Source organism: Bacillus sp. DU-106, from assembly GCF_004799705.1.
In the GTDB taxonomy this organism is placed as follows: domain Bacteria; phylum Bacillota; class Bacilli; order Bacillales; family Bacillaceae_G; genus Bacillus_A; species Bacillus_A cereus.
Window position 1 is genome coordinate 2,035,221 of record NZ_CP026607.1, and the last position, 20,533, is coordinate 2,055,753.

The window sequence follows — 20,533 nt, forward strand, 5'->3', positions numbered from 1 at the left end:
AACTGACAAACTGGGTCTAGTATAAACCTGGTTTGTTTTTTTATTGGATATATATTTTTTTTGCAAAATCAATTAAAATCTTTTTAGAGAGGGTGATTCATATTGATTCGAACTTTTATTTTACAAATTCCTTGTCATAGAAGATTAGATAGGAGTTTTTTTAAACTACAAAAGTACATACCTTTATGTGCGCGTTGTACAGGCATGCTTATTGGTATTTTAATGTTTCCAATTTATTTTTATATGACACCTTCATTTCTTTTGGCAATCATACTATCATTTTTCGCTCAAATTCCGTTACTTATCGATGGGTTCACCCAAAAGTGGAAATGGAGAAGTAGCTCAAATTTGCTAAGAATAACTACTGGTGTATTAAGCGGTAATGGTATGGGATTATTCATTTCCTCTAGTGTTATATGGATATTATCTTAAGATATATAGTAATGGAGGTATTTACATAGATGTTCTGGATTTACTTAATTCTAATTTTTATTTCAGGCGGAAGTGGAATTGGTTTTATGATTCAAAATAAGTATACAGAAGCAATAATAGCTTTTGTTATTTGTATACTATTGTTTGGGCTACTGTATTATTATCTTAAAAGAAACAAAAGAAAGAGAAAAGCAGATTGTGACGATTTAGACTGTACGGATTGTTTTGATTGTGATTGTACTTGTTAAATTTTTCTTCCAAATAAAAAGCTAGTGTATTATTAAAAATACACTAGCTTTTTTGCTTTGAAATTTTAAGAAAAGTGTAGGAATACGGCTATTCTATAGAGAACTTTAGTTTTGTATATTTAAGGAGTACCCTGATTCTCCAGATGAAGGATTAGCCTTTTTAAGTAAAATACCTATTATAGATGAAGAAGCAATTTGGGAAACTGATATAGATGAATCAAATTATTGTGCTATTCGAATCATGTTTACATATAAAGGTTGCAATTTAGGAGTTACGAATGTTCATTTAAATTGGAAATCTAATAGAAAAAGACAAGAACAAATGAATGCCGTGAATAATTGGATTACAAATAAAGTAAGTGATTACGAATTATTATGTGGTGATTTTAATGATGATCCATATTCAATGGTGCATCAATACTTAATTCGGAAGCATTGGATAGATGTAGCTCAGTTTAAAGAAATTGAAGAGAACATGATAGCTCAACCAACTTTAGATTATAGAAAGAATCCGAATTTAAAAGGTGATGTAAAGCAAGAAAAAAGATATGATTGGGTCATGATACAAGAAAATGCCGCATTTGAATTTCCTACGATTGAAAACGTATCTATATTTGGGGATTCGGTACTAACTTCAACTGGTGTGTTTCCTAGTGATCATTACAGTGTTTTTGTAGAGTTGAAATTTAATGAATGAGAAAAATGTCATTTTTTGTTGGTAAGTCGATATTCACCGTATAATCGCCGATATAATTTCATGTACTGTTTTTAACTAACAAAAGATAGGATACACATGTTACGTTATTCTATATAATCAAACAAAATACAGAGAAAGACAATCATTTTTACTATATTTTGTTATAAATTTGAATAATATTAATTAATACCATCCATTATAAGAGATTTTAGTTGAATACATACTATATGGTGTGTAAAATCTAAGCAAGTAGCAGTATAAATATAAATTCGAGGTGAATGCATGCTAGATTTTAAGCAGTTAGAAACTTGTTTAAAAGACAAGAGATTTGTAGATGGATTACAGGAAATAAATAATGAAATTGCATATATAAAAGAAACGAATACTTTATCCTATGTGAAGAATTGGCTTGCCAATATTCCTTCGCATAAGGAGTTCGATATATTAATTCGTCTTACTGATGAAGGGCTTATGCACCAATACAGTTCATTCCTCATTCGTTACGCTTATAAAAAATTCCCAAATATGAGAACGCTCTCTTTATATTGTGATGAGTTAATTGATGAGCGGAAAATTCTTGAAGCAGAGCAGCTGTTAAAAGAAACTTTAGAAGAGAGTAATAAAGAAGAAATAGATGCGGATTTTTTAGCGAAAACATATTTTACGTTAGTACGATGTCTTTTAGAAATGAAACGAAACGAAGAAGCGTTAATGTATATGCAAAAAGCAGAGGAGTACAGTGCACGCGCAGTGTTTGATAAATGGGGCTACGTTTATATGCATACAGGTGAATGGGAGAAAGCGGAAGAACAATTTATTGCTGGCATGCAGCATGAAGATTGTGAAGAGTTATCTACCTATTTATTATCACAATTGTATGCGAATAAAGGAGAACAAAAACGCGCGATACAGTTAATCGATGATGCAATTGTAAAATTCCCACAAGTACCATATTTTCATTTTGAGAAGATAAAGTATTTATTAGATTTAGAGCGATATGAAGAGATGTTAGCGGTAATAGATAACATAAATACTCAGCTGCCGTATCATGCCTATAATACTTACTTTGTACATTTACGTGCAGAAGCACTGTACAAAATGAATAAATTTGCAGATTTACAAAAACTATTAAAAGAAGAAAAGAGTTTAAAAGAATCTTTATATCATAATTTAGAAAAAAATCCGGATGGAAAAAAGGTTCACTTGCCGATAGTTCCTATTGTACAAAAGGATAATTATTGTGTTCCGACAAGTTTAGAGATGATGTTGCGTATATGGGGAGAGAAACGTACACAAGATGAAATAGCAGAGTTTATTTTTGATATGACAGGTTCGAAGTTTTCAGATACTGTTTCTTATTTAGAAGAATTAGGTTATGAATATCGTTATTTTAAAGGGAATGAAGAGAATTATAAGAGACTGATTGACGAAGGAATTCCTGTTTTATTAAGTATAGATATTGAGCATGCTTCACACGTACAAGTTCTATCTGGATATGATGATACATTGCAAGCTTTCTATGTTCAAGATCCAAACTTTATAGAACCAGTTCTTGTGGAATATAGTAAATTACAAGAAAAATATCGTTATACAGGCTGTTTAGCAATCACGTTTGTTCCGAAAGAAAAGAAGGAGCAACTAGCGTTTCTAAGTGAGGAAGAAAATCGTTACTTTAAATCTATTTTTTCTCTTACGGATCATTTAGATGAACATGACAAAGAGGGGATTAGTAACTTAGTACAATTTTTAAAAGAAACGAGTGATAATCCAAATACGTGGTTATATACGATAAAGCACTTAGATGTTGAAGTAGATAAAGAATTTATTTTATATTGTATCGATAAGTTAATGGAAAAGTTTCCGAACTCGGACTTTGTTAAATTGCATGGTGCACAGTGTTTTATTCGTCTTCAAGAAGTAGAGAAAGCGGAGCAAATGCTGACAAGCGTTGAGAAGAAAAATAATCGTGCTTTATATCATTTAATAAACGGAAGATATGCTTTTGAGCAGGAAAGTTATATAGAAGCGATTTCAAGCTTTCGTTCATCGTTACAATTAGACGCAGATCAGCCTATTGCTTGGAGTTTTCTCGCTTTATCCTATATGTATATTGATCAATCTGAAAAAGCATTGCAATACTCTCAAGTTGCGTTAGAGCGTAGTCCTGAAAGGTTCACTTTAACAAATCACGGTTTAATATTAATAGATTTAGAAAGATATGAAGAAGCATATGAAATCTTTAATGACTTGTTAAAAGAGTATAAATATGAAGCGCATGTATGGTATGAACGAGCGAGATGTGCACATCAACTAGGGAAATTATATTTAGCAATAAAAGGGCTTAAAGTAGCGATTCGTTTGGATAGTAATGCACCTTACATTTATACGAAACTTTCGGAAATATACGAATCTGATTTGAAGGATGAGGAAAGTGCGAAAGAAATTTTATTAAACGGTATTGAGAATTGTGATGATAAAGCACCTCTTTACGTAAAATTAGGTGATTATCATTTTCAAAATGATAGCTTGGAAGAAGCAGAAGTATTGTATAAGCGTGCTTTAGAAGAAAATGATGAGGATGTTTATTCTCACTTCGGACTTACACAAGTTTATATGGCAAGAGAACAATATAAGGAAGCAAAAGAATATATACTTGGTCTTGAGAAGCAAATTGAAAAGAGCCAAGATTTCCTCATGAATGCAGGAATGGTTTTATGGGATGCTGAAATTGAACTTGGTGGAAATGAAGAAGGGTTTAAAGTAGCACTATCTAAGTTAGAAAATGGTATAAAGAAAAGTGATTATAATGTAGCAAGTGCGTTAGATGAATATGTGAATCGAATTAAAGGAACGGAATTTGTACAACGAGGTATAGCATTTTTAAGAACGTTACACAAAGAAAGAAATGAAGTAAGTGAGTACGGTTGTTATGCAGGTATTTTATATGAATCTATTGGACAGTACGGCCAAGCGATGAAAAGATATAATAAGGCGATAGAACAAATGGAAACGGTATTACCGTATTACCGAATTGGTGAAACACTTATGGCATTAGGGCAATTGACGGAAGCAAAACAAGCGTATGAAACATGTTTAGAGCTTGATGGGAATTTCGTAGGTGTACATTTACAGCTTGCGGAAATATACGAAAAAGAAGAAAACCGTTCTAAAGAACAAAGTCATATGGTTCAGGCGATGAAAGAAGAGCCGTTGCATATTAATATGGAATATTTAGCACAGCTTTCAGTAGATATGAATCTTCAGGAAGAATTGCTGACTGAACTAGAACAATTAGTGGACGAAGTACCTGAAATATGGCGTTTAGATGCGATTGCATATGTGTACGGAGCGATGAATGAAATAGATAAAGAACAAGCACAGGTTGAATACGCACTACAATTAGATGGTGAGCATATAGAAGTTCTATATCATTATGCAAAAGTATTAGTGAAAAAAAGAAATGTAAAAGCAATTGAAGTTGCAATGAAAGTAATACAAAAAGATTTTGATAATGAACGTATATTTGATGTTTATGTAAAAGCAGTAGAGCAACATAAAAAATTGTCTAACATACGAGATTTTCTTCATACGTTAAAGGTGAAAAAAGCAGAAAGGAGTACAGCATTCATGTATGCTGCAGCTGCGGTTACGGAAATATGGATTGAACGCCAGCTGCATGAACAGCCAAAACGATCTATCATTACGAGAGCTTTTTATCGTATGAAAAATCGTGCGAAAGAAATTTCAATGGTTACTATGATAATTGATTTATATGAAATCTCTTTAAAGTTAAATCCGAAAAATAGTATGGCAGCACAGCGATTTGCGCTATTTTATGAGAATGTAGAGATGAATAAAGAAGCAATAGAGATTCTGCACACGTCACTAGAAAATAAATGGGATTATGACGTAGCGAAGCAACTTGTAAATCTTTTCGTTGAGTGCGAGGAAGAAGATATGTTAAGAGATGCTTTGGAATTAACGAAACAAATGGTTCGAGAACTACCAGATGATTATGATACTCTTCTTCTGCAAGCACAAGTATTCTTTAAAGCAGGGGAAGAAAGAAAAGCAGAAAAGATTATCTTACAATTAACAGAGCAAACACCGTTTGTAAGTAGAGCATTTCTTGCTTTAGGAGAAATATATCAAAGTCAAGAAAGGTTTGAAGAGGCAATTCATGTATTAGAAAATGCTTCTATACATCATCCAAATGAAACAGCAATTCTTCTTTCTTTAGCATCTTCATATCATGGTGCCGGCCAAACGATAAAGGCAGAAAAAATAACAAATGAAGTATTAATAATTGACGCGAGTGATTTGTTAGCAAGATATGATCGAGCTTGTTATTTAGCACAGTTAAATAGAAATGAAGAGGCGAAGGAAGAGCTTGAATTTGTCCTTCGTGAGGATGAATCGGGATTCTTTGCTGAACTTATTGAGGATGATGAAAATTTAGCAGCATTGCGAGAATTTGAAAAGTAATTGTATAAGAATAGGGGAAAAAGATAAGGATATATTTTGAATTAGTTGACAATTAGTTGCTAAATGGCATAAAATAACTTTTAACAAAGTATACAAATCTGAAGACGAGAAAGAGTAAAATAGTGAGCTGTTCTCCAGAGAGCCGGTATATTGCTGAAAGCCGGTGTGCAGACGTTATTTGAAAATCATCTCCGAGGAGCCGAGGCTGAAAGTAAGTAAGCCCGGACGGATGTCTACCGTTACAAAGAACACGTATGATAGTACGTTGCTAAGTGCTATTAGTGAAAAAGCTAATAGAATTAGGGTGGTATCGCGGGTAAACCCGTCCCTACTTTATAGGGACGGGTTTTTTGTGTGCTTTAAAATATTCAAAGGAGTGATTGTATATGGAAAAAGTAGATGTAAAAGAATCAGCTGTAGGAAGAGAAATGCGAATTCGCAAACAGTGGAACGAACAAAATATTTTCGAACAATCAATTCAGAATCGAGAAGGCGCACAGTCTTTCGTATTTTATGAAGGACCACCAACGGCGAACGGACTACCGCATGTAGGTCATGCACTTGGACGAACAATTAAAGACTTAGTAGCAAGATATAAAACGATGGCTGGTTATAAAGTGTTAAGAAAAGCAGGATGGGATACACATGGTTTACCTGTAGAATTAGGCGTTGAGAAGCAACTTGGTATTTCTGGTAAACATGAGATCGAAGAATATGGCATTGAACCATTTATTCAAAAGTGTAAAGAGAGTGTTTTCACATATGAGAAGCAGTGGCGCGAATTCACTGAAAGTATTGGTTATTGGGTAGATATGGATGATCCATATGTAACTTTAAAGAATCCATATATCGAAAGTGTATGGCATATTTTGGGGACAATTCATGAAAAAGGATTGTTATATAAAGGACATAGAGTTTCACCATACTGCCCAAGCTGCCAAACCTCATTGAGCTCACATGAGGTTGCGCAAGGGTATAAAACAGTAAAAGATTTAAGTGCAACTGTGAAGTTTAAAGTGAAAGATAGTGAAAATGAGTATTTCTTAGGTTGGACAACGACACCTTGGACACTTCCAGCAAACGTTGCGCTTGCTGTCCATCCAAATATGGAATACGTTAAAGCAAAACAAGAAAGTCATGTATACATTGTTGCGAAAGAACGTGTACAAGAAGTATTAAAAGAGAACTATGAAGTATTATCTGTTCATAAAGGCGAAGAATTATTAAACACATCTTATACAGCGCCATTTCCGATGAAAGAAGTTACAAATGGTTACCGCGTTATTGCAGCAGATTTTGTAACGGGAGATAGTGGTACAGGACTTGTTCATATTGCTCCAGCATATGGAGAGGACGATTATAGAGTTGTTCAAAGTGAAGGATTGTCATTCTTGCACGTTGTAGATGAAAAAGGTGAGTATACAGAGGCAGTACCATTTTTGAAAGGGAAATTTGTAAAAGATTGTGACGTGGATATCGTTCGTTATTTAGCGAAGGAAGGTTTACTGTATCATAAAGAAAAATATGAACATAGCTATCCGCATTGCTGGCGTTGTGATTCACCACTACTTTATTATGCAGGAGAAAGTTGGTTAATCCGAACAACTGCAATTAAAGATACATTTTTACAAAATAATGATTCTGTTACTTGGTATCCGGATCATATGAAACATGGGCGCTTTGGTAAGTTTTTAGAAAATATGGTGGACTGGAATATTAGCCGAAATAGATATTGGGGAACGCCATTGAATGTATGGGAATGTGAAAGTTGTGATCATCAGTTCGCACCGAAAAGCATTGCCGAATTAAGAAAGCATAGTACGAAAGAAACACCAGAATATTTGGAATTGCATAAGCCTTATGTAGATGAAGTGCAAGTCTGCTGCGGGAAATGCGGAGGCACAATGAATCGTACACCAGAAGTGATTGATGTTTGGTTTGATAGTGGTTCTATGCCATTTGCACAATATCATTACCCATTTGAAAATAAAGAGTTATTTGAAGAGCAGTTTCCAGCGGATGTTATTGCAGAAGGAATTGATCAAACACGCGGCTGGTTTTATAGTTTATTAGCAGTATCAGCACTATATACAGGAAAAGTACCGTATAAACGAGTGTTATCACTAGGGCATGTTTTAGATGAAGAAGGGCAGAAAATGTCTAAAAGCAAAGGAAATGCACTAGATCCAGTTGATTTAGTAGATAAATTTGGTGCAGATGCGCTAAGATGGGCTTTACTTGTTGATAGTGCCCCGTGGAATGCGAAGCGTTTTTCTGAAAGAACAGTACTGGAAGCGAAATCTAAATTTGTAGATACATTAGTCAATGTGTATAGCTTCTACGTTTTATATGCAAATTTAGATGAGTATAATCCGAAAGAAACGTATGATGTAAAGCTTACGAAATTAGACGAATGGGTATTATCAAGATTGCATAGTACAACGAAAAAAGTGAGAACTGCACTTGATGATTATCAATTTACGAATGCAGCTCGTGAAATTGCAGCACTTGTAGATGAAGTGAGTAACTGGTATGTAAGACGCTCACGTAATCGTTTCTGGGAATCTGGTATGAACGCTGAGAAAGCAGCTGCGTATGAGACACTTCATGAAGTGCTTGTAACAATTAGTAAATTAATTGCACCATTTACACCGTTTGTCGCGGAAGACATTCATCTAAATTTAGAAGGAAGCAGCGTTCATTTAGCCGATTATCCAGTTGTAAATGAATCACTACTTCAACCAAAATTAGAAGCGGAAATGGATGCTGTTTTACAAGTTGTTGAACTTGGAAGAAGTAACCGTAATCAGCATTCTTTAAAAGTAAAACAGCCGCTAGCAGAACTTGTATTACTTGAGCATAACGAGAATGATATGGATTGGGAATCTTATCGTGATATCGTTATGGATGAGTTAAATGTAAAAGCGTTCCATGTTGAACTCGATGAAACAAAATACACATCATATCAATTGAAGCTTAATTTTAAAACAGCGGGGCCAAAATTCGGTAAAAATGTGAATGCAGTGAATGGTTGGCTAAAACAATTATCACAAGAAGAAGTACAAAACTTTGTATCAACAGGAAGAGCAGTTTACGAAGCAACACCAGAAGGAGAAGTAGTTGTAACTGGTGAAGATGTGTTAGTTGAGAAAGTTGCAAAATCAGGATTCTCTAATACGACTAACGGACAATATACAGTTATGTTAGATACGAATGTAACGGAAGAATTGTTACAAGAAGGAGTAGCGCGTGAATTCATTCGTGCGGTTCAAGAATACCGTAAACAGTTGAATTTACCAGTTAATTTACGAGTCGATATTATTCTTGATACAGAAGAAGAACTACAGCGAACGTTAACGAACCATAAAGATTTATTGGAAGAAAACTTACTCGTTAAACAATTTACATTTGGTCACTTAACGAACGAAGATGATGAACTTTCTTTAGGTGAAACAAAACTTAGAATTAAATTAAGTGCAGCTAATTAAAGAAAAAAGGAAGTTGGAATGATTCCAACTTCCTTTTTTGTATGGAGGTAAATTAACTAGCTAATTTCCTCATAATCCATTCGATAGGTCCTCTAGAAAATTTCTTTCTCCATAATACGCTAAACAAAATACTGAAAATGAAAAATACAGTAGCAAATAATAAAACGAAAAGTAGTGTTTGATGTTCCATTCTATTGAATAGAATTAATGTCCCAATCCCGATAAATACATGACTTACATAATGAGTTAATGTTAATTGACCTGTTTGTATAATGGAAGTAACAAACCAATTATTTTCATATTTTTCAGTAATATAGAGGCAAAGTATTAATATAGCAATAGCAGATCCTGTTGCAGATAAAATGTACAATACATTTGGTAAAACGGGTCCTGTATTAAACAAAAATGTAGCAGCTGCTTTGCCAATGTGTGGAATGAAGTAGTACGTGAGCCCTTTTGATAAAAGTTCTATCAGTATGGTGAATGTAATACCGAGCAAGAGCAACCTATCTCTAATCTTTTTATTATGAAGATCTAATCTGCCAATTATCATACCGATTAAGAAGAATGAAAACCATGGGAAAAAAGGGTGATAACCATTAAAGAATAAATTGCGAAGAAAACCGTTAACTGTCCAGAAGTCTACATAGTTTATAAATGGAGTAGGGCCTCCCCAACCTTCGAAAGCATTGAAAGTAAGCTGAAGAGATTGTGCCAAGAGTAGGATAATAATAGATAAGAAGAGTAATGCTTTTTTTCGGACTGTAATGAGTAAGGCAGCAACGAAAAGGTAAACACCATAGTAGTGTAATATATCCCCAGTCCACTCCATTACGTATAAAAGTAATCCTAAAATAAATAAGAATAGTGCCCGTTTCCATATGATCTTTCGGCTATTAGAAATTTTTATTTTTTCATTTCTAGCAACAGAGGATCTAGTCATTAAAGATATTCCAATTCCAGCAAGTATAACAAACAAGGCAGAAGCTCTACCTTCAAAAAGTGACATTAAAGTTATTAAAAATGGGGGACCATTTCCTTCTGCACCTGTTATCACCATAAAATTAACAAGCAGCATACCAAACATCGCCAAGGCCCTAGCAAAGTCTAAGCCGATAATTCGTTTTTTAGTATTCAATTCAATCCCTTCTTTCAAAAATACTGTTTACAGCTTCCATCCATATTTGTCTATAATCTATATCCACATGTAACATCATAAAATTTCCGACATTATCAAGCACTAATGCTAACATATGAGCTTTTGAAACTAGATTTTTATTTTCAATCAATTGAAGCTCATTTGCTTTTGTAAGGAGGGATTCAAATCCTTGTAAATATTCTGTTTGCACAGTTAGTAATCGATCTTTGTACATATCATTTCTTGAAGATAGTAATACATATTCTTGCAACACACGATTAAAATAAGGATCGTTCTGCTGTTCATCAATTATTTTGAATCCAATTCCAATGCATTTGTCAATAAAATTTCCTTTCGTAAACTCTTCTGTATGGAAGAAGGAAGAAAACTGCATCACAGCACATAATTCTGTGAAAATACATTCGATTAATGCATCTTTAGATTTAAAGTAATAATAAATGGACGGTTTAGCAATTCCGACTTCTTCAGCAATCATTGAATAAGTCGTTTTGGTAATACCATGTCCGGCAAACAGTCGATAGCTTGCTTCCATAATTGAAGAGAGTGTTTCTTCACTTTGGCCCATAATAAAGCCTCCTAAAAAAAGGTTATATAAATCGTATCATTCATTAATATTTTTTTCAACCTACCGTTAGGTAAAAAAGTGGCCTGTTTTTTACAAAGTCATTTAAAAAGTTTAAGAGTTAAGGAATTGCTTTAGAAATATATTTCTAAAATATTGTGTTCACTTTACACATAAATATTGAGAAAATTTCACTTACCCTAAATGGAAAGGTAATAGAAGTGTCCATAGAGAATTACTCGTAGATTCAATTTTTATCCCCCCATTTTGTGGGGAATGATTGCCGAGTGGTAATGGGATAAGGTTGAGCTACTTTATTAGGGGGAGTGGTTCTATGTTTAATAAAAAAATGGTGGCAATGGCAATGACTGTACCGTTAGTAATGGGGACGATTTCTACGGTTTCGGCATTGGAAAAACAACAGCAAGTAAAGTTAGAAGCTTATTCGCCACAGAAAAAAGCAACTGAATATTTAAAAGAAAATGCTGCGCAGTATGGATTGAAAACAGATCTTTCAGACTTGCAATATATTTCTACAACAGAAACATCAGTAGCTTCATATGTTAGGTTCCAACAAGTTGTTAATGGTGCACCTGTATTTTCAAAACAAATAACAGTTACTCTTAACGGAGAGGGAAAGGGAGTACTCGCTGTTTCTGATTATCAGCCTGTTACAGGTGTGAAGGAAGTAACGACAAAAATTAGTGAAAAAGATGCAATACAAAAATCAATGGCGTATGTTGGAGAAGCAAGTGAGCAAAATTTATGGGCTCCTACAGATAAAGAGTTCGGATATATTGTTGAAGAAGGAATTGCTCGTCCAGTATATAAAGTTGTAGTCCATTCTAATAATCCATTTGGTGCATGGGAAACATTTATTGATGCAGAAAATGGAAAGTTAATTAAAAAGGTTGATATAAACCGAAAAGCTGAAGGGTCAGGAAAAGTATTTTTACCTAACCCAGTCGTATCTAGCGGTAGTAAAGTAGGCTTAAAAGATAATAACGATGCAGATTCAACAGCTCTAACGAACCAACTGAAAACTGTTACGTTAAAAGGTTTAGATGGAACAGGATTTTTAATTGGAGAATATGTAACGATTTCTTCAAAAGCGAAAACAAAATCTACGAATTTACAATTTAACTATACACGCGCAAATGATAGCTTTGAAGATGTTATGTCGTACTATCATATCGACACATTGCAACGTTACATTCAAAGTCTAGGTTTTAAAAATATTAATAACCGTTCGATAAAAGTGAATGTTAATGGTACAACTGATGATAACTCATTCTATTCTCCATCAACAAAAGCTTTGACTTTCGGTACTGGCGGTGTTGATGATGCAGAAGATGCTGGTATTATCGCACATGAATATGGGCATTCGATTCAAGATAACCAAGTTCCTGGCTTTGGTAGTTCAGCAGAAGGTGGAGCGATGGGAGAAGGATTTGGGGACTTCTTAGGTGCTACATATGAAGATGCAGTATCGACTACTGGATATGGTAAAGCATGTGTTGGAGAATGGGATGCGACAGCTTATTCTAGTTCAGATCCAACATGCTTACGCCGATTAGATAATAATAAAGTATATCCGAAAGATATAACGAATGAAGTGCATGATGATGGTGAAATTTGGGCTCAAGGCCAATACGAAATGGCACAAGCTTTTGGCCGTGATGTAGCAACAAAAATCATTTTACAATCACACTGGTCATTAACACCAAACTCTAAATTCAGTGATGGAGCGAAAGCGATTAAGCAAGCGGATGCTCTTTTATATGGCGGACAACATGCTGCTGATATTGATCGCATTTGGGCAGCGAGAGGCATTAGTACGAATTAATATAAAAAGTCGTGGCGTTTATAAGCCACGACTTTTTAATTTGCTTACGAACTGGTACTAGTAAATAAAGCTATATCAATGATAGTGTGAATATATCCGTATCCCATTTATTTTTTAGCTTCTTTAAAAACAAAATGCTCTTTAAATTTTCTAGACTCAACTTTTTGACCATTTCTCATGGAGCGGAAAGGGTGTTCTTGCCATGTAATAATTACATCAACCTCATCCGCTTTTGTAGCAACAGGTAAATTAGCGTGTTCAAATCCAGTTTTTCCACTTGCCAAACGACTTTCCTTTAGGGAAAAGAGTTCATATTTCGTTTTCTTATTTGGTTCGTTGTGGAATACTTCGACGTTTACATTATATACTTCATTATTCCCGACATTCTTTACTGAAAAATGATATGTTTGAAATTCATCTTTTTTAGCTTGAAGCATATTCTTGTTTGTTTTTTTCGGTTTATCAATATTCACTTGCCATCGATCAGAGTTTTGAGAGATTGGTAAAGATTTTGGTGAATAGGCATACGTTTCGTTTACTACAATTAAGCAAAACAAAAGGAGAAAGAAACTAATTGCTTTTTGCATAAACACACCTCGCTTTAAAATTTTTATTAATATGCGTAAATGAATTAGTTTTTATGTAAAAATTGGAAAATATTAAAGGTGTAATTTTGGATTTAATACATAAGAATATGTATTACAAAATTAACTTTTCACACTTTAGAAGAATCTAGGAGTTAGAAAATCAGAATGTTTTAAAAAAGGCTTGCATTTTATAAAGTAAGGAGTTAGAATACTCTGTAAATATAAAAAGTGATGATCAGGAAAAGTACATGGTGCAAAGATCTACAGAGAGCAGCCGGTTGCTGGGAAGGTTGCGATACCGCATGATGGAAAGACACCTGTGAGTGTTGCTTTGAACGTGATTATTAGTAAAAGCAAACGGTACCTACCGTTATCAGGGCTAAGATGGTCAGTATGACAATTTGGGTGGTACCGCGGAAAAAAATCCGTCCCTATTTATAGGGGCGGATTTTTGTATTCTTTGAAAGGGGGTGAGTGACCGTGGATGATGACGATGACAACAATAACGTAAATAAATATAAAATTACTGGAGGGAAAAATAATGGATTCAATAATGAAGCGTTCACTCACAAAAGAATGTACAAAGCAAAGTGGAAAGGTTGTATTACTTCAAGGATGGGTAAAAAAAATTCGGCACCTTGGAAATGTTAGTTTTTTATTATTACGGGACAGAACAGGAGTAATTCAATGTGTATTAGAAAATGAATTGGCCGGATATAAAGTTGATGTAGAAAGTGTTGTCCATGTAATCGGTGAGATAGTCGAGACATCGAAAACAGAATTGGGTGTTGAAGTACTTGCTCATGAAGTGAAAGTAATAAACGGTGCAGAGCCACTTCCATTTGAAATAAATAAAAAGAAGTTACAAGTTGGCTTAGATCAACTACTTAATGAGCGAGTAATATCATTAAGGCATGAGCGAACCGCAGCGATTTTTAAAGTGAAATCTACACTCGTTCAGAGCTTTAGTGAATTTCTTATAGAGAACGATTTCACACGGATCTTTACGCCGAAAATTGTTTCGCAAGGGGCAGAAGGAGGAGCAAATGTTTTTAAGCTTCCATACTTCCAAAAAGAAGCTTATTTAGCACAATCACCACAGTTTTATAAGCAAATGATGGTGGCAGGTGGGTTAGAACGAGTTTTTGAAATTGCACCTGTATATAGAGCGGAACATCATAATTCTTCCCGTCATTTGAATGAATATATATCGTTAGACGTAGAACTTGGTTTTATTCATGATTTTTATGAAGTGATGCAACTAGAAACGGATGTTTTACGATATATGTTTCAACAAGTAGCGAAAAAATGTGAAATAGAACTACAACTATTACAAATAGAAGTACCTGTTATTACTGAAATACCTAAAATTACATTGTTAGAAGCACAAGAAATTTTGAAAAGTAAGTATCGTAAAGAATCTCCTGTAGGGGATTTAGATACAGAAGGTGAAAAGTTACTAGGGAAATATGTAAAGGAAACATATAATAGTGAATTTGTTTTCATTACACATTATCCGAAAGAAGCGAGACCGATGTATACGATGCAAAATAAAGAGAATCCAGCTATTACTGATTCATTCGACTTATTATATAAAGGGCTAGAAATAACGTCAGGGGCACAGCGAATTCATAATTATGAATTGTTACTCGCTTCGTTTAAAGAAAAAGGATTACATCCAGAGAAATTTCAATCTTATTTAAATACATTCCGATATGGTTGTCCACCACATGGAGGTTTCGGAATTGGGTTAGAAAGGATTGTATATAAACTATTAGAATTAACAAATGTACGAGAGGCTAGTGCTTTTCCGAGAGATTGTACTCGTCTTATACCATAAAAAGAATCTTTGCGATTATCGCGAAGATTTTTTTTTAGTTCGTTTGAAAAGATGAAAATATAGACCCTTTCTTTTGCTAATAAGCTTAGTAAAAGTGAGTTATCAATATGAACCATTTCGACAAAAAATCAATATACCCCTTGACAGTTACAAATATAACCGATATACTTCATATTAATTTCAAAAGAAAATATATTCTAAATATTACAATGTGTTGAATAGGAGTAGTAAGGTCATGTATTTGTACAGAGAGCTATGGGTTGGTGTGACATAGTCAAATGACATCCTGAACTCGCCTAGGAGCAGTAAGGTGGAACGGAATTACATTCTTAGTAAATCTTAACGGTTAACCTTCGATATTAGGTTTGTAATCAAACGATTACTACTAAGGTGGATTCATAATGGAATCAATAAGGGTGGTACCGCGTTAAGTAAATGGCTTAGCGTCTCTTTATATAGAGATGCTAGGCCATTTTTTTATTATATGGAAGAAGAAATGGAGGGTTTATTTGAATAGGTTTATAAAATTTATTTATTTATATAAAAAGATTTAATTAGGAGGAAAATGAGATGAAACAGACGGAGCAATGGACTTCGAAATTAGGTTTTATAATGGCGGCAGCCGGATCAGCAATTGGACTTGGTGCGATATGGAAGTTCCCTTATATCGCTGGGAAGAGTGGGGGAGGAGCGTTCTTTTTAATATTTATATTATTTACTGTTTTAATTGGACTACCGCTACTTATAGCTGAATTTATGATTGGACGCAGTACGCAGAAACAAGCAGTTGGAGCATTTAAAAGCATCGCACCAAATACAGGATGGCATTGGATTGGACGCCTTGGTGTTGGAACGTGTTTTATACTACTTTCATTTTATAGTGTTGTAGGTGGATGGGTATTAATTTATTTATTCAGAGGAATAACTGGACAACTGATTACGCCAGGACAAAATTACGGCACATTATTTACTGAAACAATTGGGAATCCTGCTTGGGCTATTATGGGACATTTCGCTTTTATGTTCATTACGATATGGGTTGTATCAAAGGGTGTACAAAACGGAATTGAAAAAGCAAGTAAATATATGTTGCCAGCATTGTTCGTTTTATTTGTCGCTCTTATTATTCGTTCGTTAACACTTGATGATGCAATGAAAGGTGTGAAGTTTTTCTTACAACCAGATTTCTCAAAGATTACTTCGGAAAGTATTTTGTTCGCAATGGGGCAATCATTCTTTGCAATTAGTATCGGGATTTCAATTATGGTTACGTATAGTTCCTATTTAAATAAAAAAGAAAGTTTACCAAAATCAGCAATAACAATTGTTGGATTAAATTTATTTGTTTCATTATTTGCAGGTCTTGCTATTTTTCCAGCCGTATTTTCATTAGGAATGGAGCCAACAGAAGGACCTGGATTACTATTTATCGTATTACCATCTGTATTTAGTCAAATCCCATTCGGTGGATTTTTCTTAACAGTATTTCTTGCACTATTTACATTTGCGACATTAACATCAGCATTTTCTCTACTAGAAACTGTTGTTTCAGCATTAGCAAATGGTGAACAAGAAAAGAGAACGAAATTATCATGGCTGATCGGTTTCGGCATTTTCTTAGTAGGTATACCATCAGCGTTATCATTTGGAGTATGGAGTGATATTACGATTTTCGGAAAGAATATTTTTGATGCAGTAGACTTCTTATCTAGTAATATATTAATGCCACTTGGAGCACTATTTATTAGTATTTTCGTTTCATTCAAAATGGAGAAGAAGGTACTAGAAGCAGAGTTTTTTGTAGGTGGAAATTATGGAAAGAAAGTATTTACTTGTTGGGCATTTTTACTTCGATTTGTAGCACCACTTGCAATAATTATCGTCTTCTTAAATGTAATAGGAATTATTTAATATTAAATGTTATAATATTCAGTAAAAAAGGGGTGGTGATCATAAAGGAAAATTTGATAGAAGCAGGGAAATACATGAATATTAGAGGGAAAAAGCTATACGTTGAAACACATGGAAATCCTAAAAATAAGCCAGTCTTATACTTGCATGGTGGACCAGGAGAAAGTTGTTATGATTTTTCATTTCATCAAGCGGAACGTTTAAAAGATTCTCTATATGTAATTATGATAGATCAAAGAGGTGTTTGTCGCTCAGAAGAAATTACTGAAGACGAAGCTTTTGGATTAAATGATTTGATTGAAGACTGTGAGGAATTAAAAAAAGTATTACAAATTGAGAAGTGGTCTATAATTGGACACTCTTTCGGTGGATATGTAGCATTGCTTTATGCGTCGATATATCCAAGTTCAATAGAGAAAATAATATTTGAAGGACCAACTTTTAATTTTGCATTAACAAGTAGGGCTTTGTTACAAAAAACAGGGCATTTATTAAAAAAGTATGGAAAAGAAGAAATAGCAAAAGAATGCTTTGCTTATTCATCTAGCGATGCTAGTTCAGAAGAGTTGTTAGAAGCTTATATAAGATTAAGCGCTGAATTAGAAGAAAAAAGAATGGAGATTTACAATAATAAGGAAGATAGGACAGATGAGAGTTTATACAGTGATGAAGAGTGGGAAATATTTTCAAATCGCTCCAAAATTCACTTTGATAGATTAAAATTAGAGGGAGCATGTCATACATCATTATTATCAAAAATAAAAGATGTACAAAATCTAATGTTATTAATAGTAGGAAAACATGATGTAGTAACGTGTGAAGAACAAATTAAAACATTTAATAAAGATGCCCGAAACGGCAAGTATATCGTATTTGAAGAGAGCGGTCATTCACCTCATTATGAGGAAGCAGATAGATTTGCAGAAACAGTCATACATTTTTTGAAATGAAGAAAAGGGTGCTTCTATAAATGAGAGGCACCCTTTCTAAATTTCTGGATATGTGATTGTGATGCTAGGCCACTTACTTTGCCAATTCTTTTTTATAACTCTGTTTTTGTACATATGTAATCGTTCTTTCGATTTAAGAAAATGAGCTGTTGGTTTCACTTGTAAGGAAAGGACATCTTCAATACCACATGGGGCTGTTAAGATAACGTTGTTTAGTTCATCAAGTGTAACTCCTAAAGCCGTTGCTGTTTCAGGGAATTTAGATATAGCATTAACAGAAGAAGAATATGGTGGCATATTATTCACTACATGCATACGAGCTTGATTTTTTACAGACCAAGGGATAGTAGCATCAATATTCATTAATTTCGTTTCTAATGATTGTTCGTATATCTCATCTTGATGTAGACTATCATAATAAATCACATCAACATCAGGCATAGCCGTTTTAGCTTCATAGTCATGTAAAGTATCCCAAATTTTAGAACGAACAAATCCGGCACAAATCCACCAATCAGGTAGCTCTAGTGATTTTGCCATTTGTAATACATTCATCATCCATTCGTCGTTTTCTATTAAGCGAATGATATCTTGTTCTGTTTGTATAGTCATTTGTTATCTCACCTGCTTTTTTTTAGAGAGTAAATTTAATTCATAAGCTTTATAATCCATGTAATCCAGTAAGCACCTGGTATGAATAACAGTTGAGCAAGTAATGTACCAAAAAGTCTAGAAATCATTAGCCAAGCATACATTTTACTCATTGCTTCAGCACCTTCTTCTGATTGAAGAGCTCGCTCTGTTAAAAGAGCAATACGTGGATCTAGTAGCACTGTTAATAAAATAGTAGCAAAACCATTAATAAGACCAGAAGCTGTAGTGGCTTTTGTTGCGAAAGCTGGAATTAAAAAAGAAGCATATAGTGCGGAAAGAACTCCCGCTGTATAAATTGCAGTAGCGAACATGTTAATAAGCATTATACGCTTTGGAATACCGCCGATACGCAGTCTATGAATCATTTCTAACTTTGGAAAGCGGACATATTTTTTTGTGTACTTTAATTTTTGAATGTTATTCGTTTTCATCATTCGAATGAAAGAACCGTCTGTTTCAAAGTTTTGAATGACATATCCAAATAGTTTTGTCAAAGTTGGATACAGTATAATCGCAAGCAATGTACCGATAGAAGCAGATAATAGTACAAGACGTATAATATGCTCTAAATCAATAGAAGGATCTAGTTTTGCTTCGTCCACAATCCCGCCAAGTAAAAAGGCTTGTAGTAAGTTTGACGTTCTTGAAATGAGTAATACGATTCCTACGACGGATAATGCGACAGCAATCTTCTTTAAACGAACCCCCGCTAATCGAATACTATAAGAGCTTGTTTCAACTGCGTGGATTACAATTGTGAAAGCCATTATAAAAATTAACGTAATTGACATTTGTTTCACCAGTTTCTATTAAAATAATTGTAACTTTTTTACTTTATCATATCTATCGTATTTTGTAACTGAAAGTATGTGACATATGGAAATTGATTTTTCGAAAAAATAGATAATGATAGTATAATAGGGAGAAGTGGAAGAGATGTTAGCAGTTATTTATACAGCAAATTAAGTGGAGGAATGAAACATGTATAAAACATTTCTATTTGATTTAGATGGAACTTTAACGGATCCGAAAGAAGGAATTGTAAATTCGGTTTTGTATGCGTTAAAAAAAGTAGGAATTGAAGAAGTACATATAAGTGAGTTAGATTCATTTATAGGTCCTCCTATTCAGCAATCATTCGTAGAGAGATATAATATGAGTGAAGGAGAGGTTGAACGTGCAGTTTTTTACTTCCGTGAGTATTTAAAGCAGCGTGGATTGTTTGAAAATAATGTATACGAGGGGATTCTGAAGCTCTTGCAACAATTAAAAAGTTCAGGGAATCGCATATTTGTAGCAACTTCAAAGCCCACTGTATTTGCGAAACAAGTTATAGAGCATTTTCAATTAACGAATTATTTCGAAGACATCATTGGAAGTAATTTAGATGGTACGAGAATAAAAAAAGAAGAAATAATTGCTCATATTTTACAAAAAAATGAAGAACTAAATAAAGAAGAAATGATAATGATTGGTGATAGAAAGCACGATATAATAGGTGCAAATCAGAATGGAATTGCTTCAATTGGTGTTTTATATGGCTATGGCTGTAAAAAAGAACTGACTGAAGTTAGTGCGACCTACATAGTGAAAGATGTTGAAGAACTGTATCATTTTTGTGTAGAGAAAAATTTAATACAGCAGTAAATATAGATTCTAGCAATCCCTTTATAA

Annotated in this window: 15 protein-coding genes and 3 other annotated features; of the genes, 10 read left to right on the forward strand and 5 right to left on the reverse strand. The window is 33.9% G+C overall.

The genetic code is table 11. The features are described from left to right. The first annotated feature begins 102 nt into the window (after nucleotides 1–102). The 5 genes from C3Y97_RS10515 to ileS all read left to right on the forward strand — a co-directional run bounded on the left by C3Y97_RS10515 (nucleotide 103) and on the right by ileS (nucleotide 9,350). Entirely contained in the window at nucleotides 103–432 is a 330-nt protein-coding gene (locus tag C3Y97_RS10515; protein WP_000621475.1) for a DUF2085 domain-containing protein, read from the forward strand. A 29-nt stretch (nucleotides 433–461) separates the two neighbouring features. Then, complete coding sequence (locus C3Y97_RS10520) at nucleotides 462–680, forward strand: hypothetical protein (RefSeq protein WP_000498601.1); 219 nt, start codon at nucleotides 462–464, stop codon at nucleotides 678–680. Between the two features lie 115 nt (nucleotides 681–795). Next, nucleotides 796–1,377, forward strand: a complete 582-nt coding sequence (locus C3Y97_RS10525; protein ID WP_306299079.1) for an exonuclease/endonuclease/phosphatase family protein — start codon at nucleotides 796–798, stop codon at nucleotides 1,375–1,377. Nucleotides 1,378–1,659: 282 nt separating this feature from the next. Beyond that, on the forward strand, nucleotides 1,660–5,862 hold the full coding sequence (locus C3Y97_RS10530; protein ID WP_000883837.1) for a bacteriocin-processing peptidase family protein: 4,203 nt from the start codon (nucleotides 1,660–1,662) through the stop codon (nucleotides 5,860–5,862). A 92-nt stretch (nucleotides 5,863–5,954) separates the two neighbouring features. Beyond that, nucleotides 5,955–6,195 (forward strand) — a binding site (T-box leader). Nucleotides 6,196–6,248: 53 nt separating this feature from the next. Then, nucleotides 6,249–9,350, forward strand: a complete 3,102-nt coding sequence (ileS, locus tag C3Y97_RS10535; protein WP_136363358.1) for an isoleucine--tRNA ligase — start codon at nucleotides 6,249–6,251, stop codon at nucleotides 9,348–9,350. A 52-nt stretch (nucleotides 9,351–9,402) separates the two neighbouring features. Here ileS and C3Y97_RS10540 read toward each other — a convergent pair whose 3' ends face one another. Beyond that, a complete protein-coding gene (locus C3Y97_RS10540; RefSeq protein WP_001093114.1) occupies nucleotides 9,403–10,488 on the reverse strand; it encodes a DUF418 domain-containing protein in 1,086 nt (361 codons plus the stop codon). Between the two features lies 1 nt (nucleotide 10,489). Further along, nucleotides 10,490–11,074, reverse strand: a complete 585-nt coding sequence (locus tag C3Y97_RS10545; protein ID WP_136363360.1) for a TetR/AcrR family transcriptional regulator — start codon at nucleotides 11,072–11,074, stop codon at nucleotides 10,490–10,492. 331 nt (nucleotides 11,075–11,405) lie between these two features. On the opposite strand from C3Y97_RS10545, the gene C3Y97_RS10550 reads away from it, so the two are divergent. Further along, nucleotides 11,406–12,917, forward strand: coding sequence for a M36 family metallopeptidase (locus C3Y97_RS10550; RefSeq protein WP_000482273.1), 1,512 nt, complete (start codon nucleotides 11,406–11,408; stop codon nucleotides 12,915–12,917). 107 nt (nucleotides 12,918–13,024) lie between these two features. Here the strand turns inward: C3Y97_RS10550 and C3Y97_RS10555 are convergent, their stop codons facing one another. Next, entirely contained in the window at nucleotides 13,025–13,504 is a 480-nt protein-coding gene (locus C3Y97_RS10555; protein WP_121868331.1) for a hypothetical protein, read from the reverse strand. Nucleotides 13,505–13,726: 222 nt separating this feature from the next. After that, nucleotides 13,727–13,940 (forward strand) — a binding site (T-box leader). A gap of 105 nt (nucleotides 13,941–14,045) precedes the next feature. Here C3Y97_RS10555 and aspS point away from each other — a divergent pair. The 3 genes from aspS (at nucleotide 14,046) to C3Y97_RS10575 (ending at nucleotide 18,205) form a co-directional block, all read left to right on the forward strand. Then, nucleotides 14,046–15,344: an aspartate--tRNA(Asn) ligase gene (gene aspS, locus C3Y97_RS10565; RefSeq protein WP_000377346.1), complete on the forward strand. Its 1,299-nt coding sequence runs from the start codon at nucleotides 14,046–14,048 to the stop codon at nucleotides 15,342–15,344. 205 nt (nucleotides 15,345–15,549) lie between these two features. After that, nucleotides 15,550–15,798, forward strand: a binding site (T-box leader). A gap of 116 nt (nucleotides 15,799–15,914) precedes the next feature. Next, nucleotides 15,915–17,255 carry a sodium-dependent transporter gene (locus C3Y97_RS10570; protein ID WP_000814537.1) on the forward strand — a complete coding sequence of 447 codons (1,341 nt, stop codon included), beginning with the start codon at nucleotides 15,915–15,917 and terminating at the stop codon, nucleotides 17,253–17,255. Nucleotides 17,256–17,329: 74 nt separating this feature from the next. Beyond that, nucleotides 17,330–18,205 carry an alpha/beta fold hydrolase gene (locus C3Y97_RS10575; RefSeq protein WP_001026102.1) on the forward strand — a complete coding sequence of 292 codons (876 nt, stop codon included), beginning with the start codon at nucleotides 17,330–17,332 and terminating at the stop codon, nucleotides 18,203–18,205. A gap of 36 nt (nucleotides 18,206–18,241) precedes the next feature. On the opposite strand, the gene C3Y97_RS10580 is transcribed toward C3Y97_RS10575, so the two are convergent. Beyond that, a complete protein-coding gene (locus C3Y97_RS10580) occupies nucleotides 18,242–18,817 on the reverse strand; it encodes a nucleotidyltransferase family protein (RefSeq protein WP_000155287.1) in 576 nt (191 codons plus the stop codon). A 35-nt stretch (nucleotides 18,818–18,852) separates the two neighbouring features. Then, complete coding sequence (locus C3Y97_RS10585; RefSeq protein ID WP_000028911.1) at nucleotides 18,853–19,650, reverse strand: lipid II flippase Amj family protein; 798 nt, start codon at nucleotides 19,648–19,650, stop codon at nucleotides 18,853–18,855. Nucleotides 19,651–19,840: 190 nt separating this feature from the next. Between C3Y97_RS10585 and C3Y97_RS10590 the strand changes: the two genes are divergently transcribed. Further along, a complete protein-coding gene (locus tag C3Y97_RS10590; protein WP_000278486.1) occupies nucleotides 19,841–20,506 on the forward strand; it encodes an HAD family hydrolase in 666 nt (221 codons plus the stop codon). Nucleotides 20,507–20,533: the final 27 nt, after the last annotated feature.

Excerpts from the sequence above, each read along its gene's own strand:
- C3Y97_RS10530 (WP_000883837.1), top strand. The coding sequence starts at position 1,660 with ATGCTAGATTTTAAGCAGTTAGAAACTTGTTTAAAAGACAAGAGATTT.
- ileS (WP_136363358.1), top strand. The coding sequence starts at position 6,249 with ATGGAAAAAGTAGATGTAAAAGAATCAGCTGTAGGAAGAGAAATGCGA.
- C3Y97_RS10590 (WP_000278486.1), top strand. The coding sequence starts at position 19,841 with ATGTATAAAACATTTCTATTTGATTTAGATGGAACTTTAACGGATCCG.
- C3Y97_RS10585 (WP_000028911.1), bottom strand. The coding sequence starts at position 19,650 with ATGTCAATTACGTTAATTTTTATAATGGCTTTCACAATTGTAATCCAC.
- C3Y97_RS10550 (WP_000482273.1), top strand. The coding sequence starts at position 11,406 with ATGTTTAATAAAAAAATGGTGGCAATGGCAATGACTGTACCGTTAGTA.
- C3Y97_RS10555 (WP_121868331.1), bottom strand. The coding sequence starts at position 13,504 with ATGCAAAAAGCAATTAGTTTCTTTCTCCTTTTGTTTTGCTTAATTGTA.
- C3Y97_RS10575 (WP_001026102.1), top strand. The coding sequence starts at position 17,330 with ATGAATATTAGAGGGAAAAAGCTATACGTTGAAACACATGGAAATCCT.
- C3Y97_RS10545 (WP_136363360.1), bottom strand. The coding sequence starts at position 11,074 with ATGGGCCAAAGTGAAGAAACACTCTCTTCAATTATGGAAGCAAGCTAT.
- C3Y97_RS10580 (WP_000155287.1), bottom strand. The coding sequence starts at position 18,817 with ATGACTATACAAACAGAACAAGATATCATTCGCTTAATAGAAAACGAC.
- aspS (WP_000377346.1), top strand. The coding sequence starts at position 14,046 with ATGGATTCAATAATGAAGCGTTCACTCACAAAAGAATGTACAAAGCAA.
- C3Y97_RS10570 (WP_000814537.1), top strand. The coding sequence starts at position 15,915 with ATGAAACAGACGGAGCAATGGACTTCGAAATTAGGTTTTATAATGGCG.
- C3Y97_RS10520 (WP_000498601.1), top strand. The coding sequence starts at position 462 with ATGTTCTGGATTTACTTAATTCTAATTTTTATTTCAGGCGGAAGTGGA.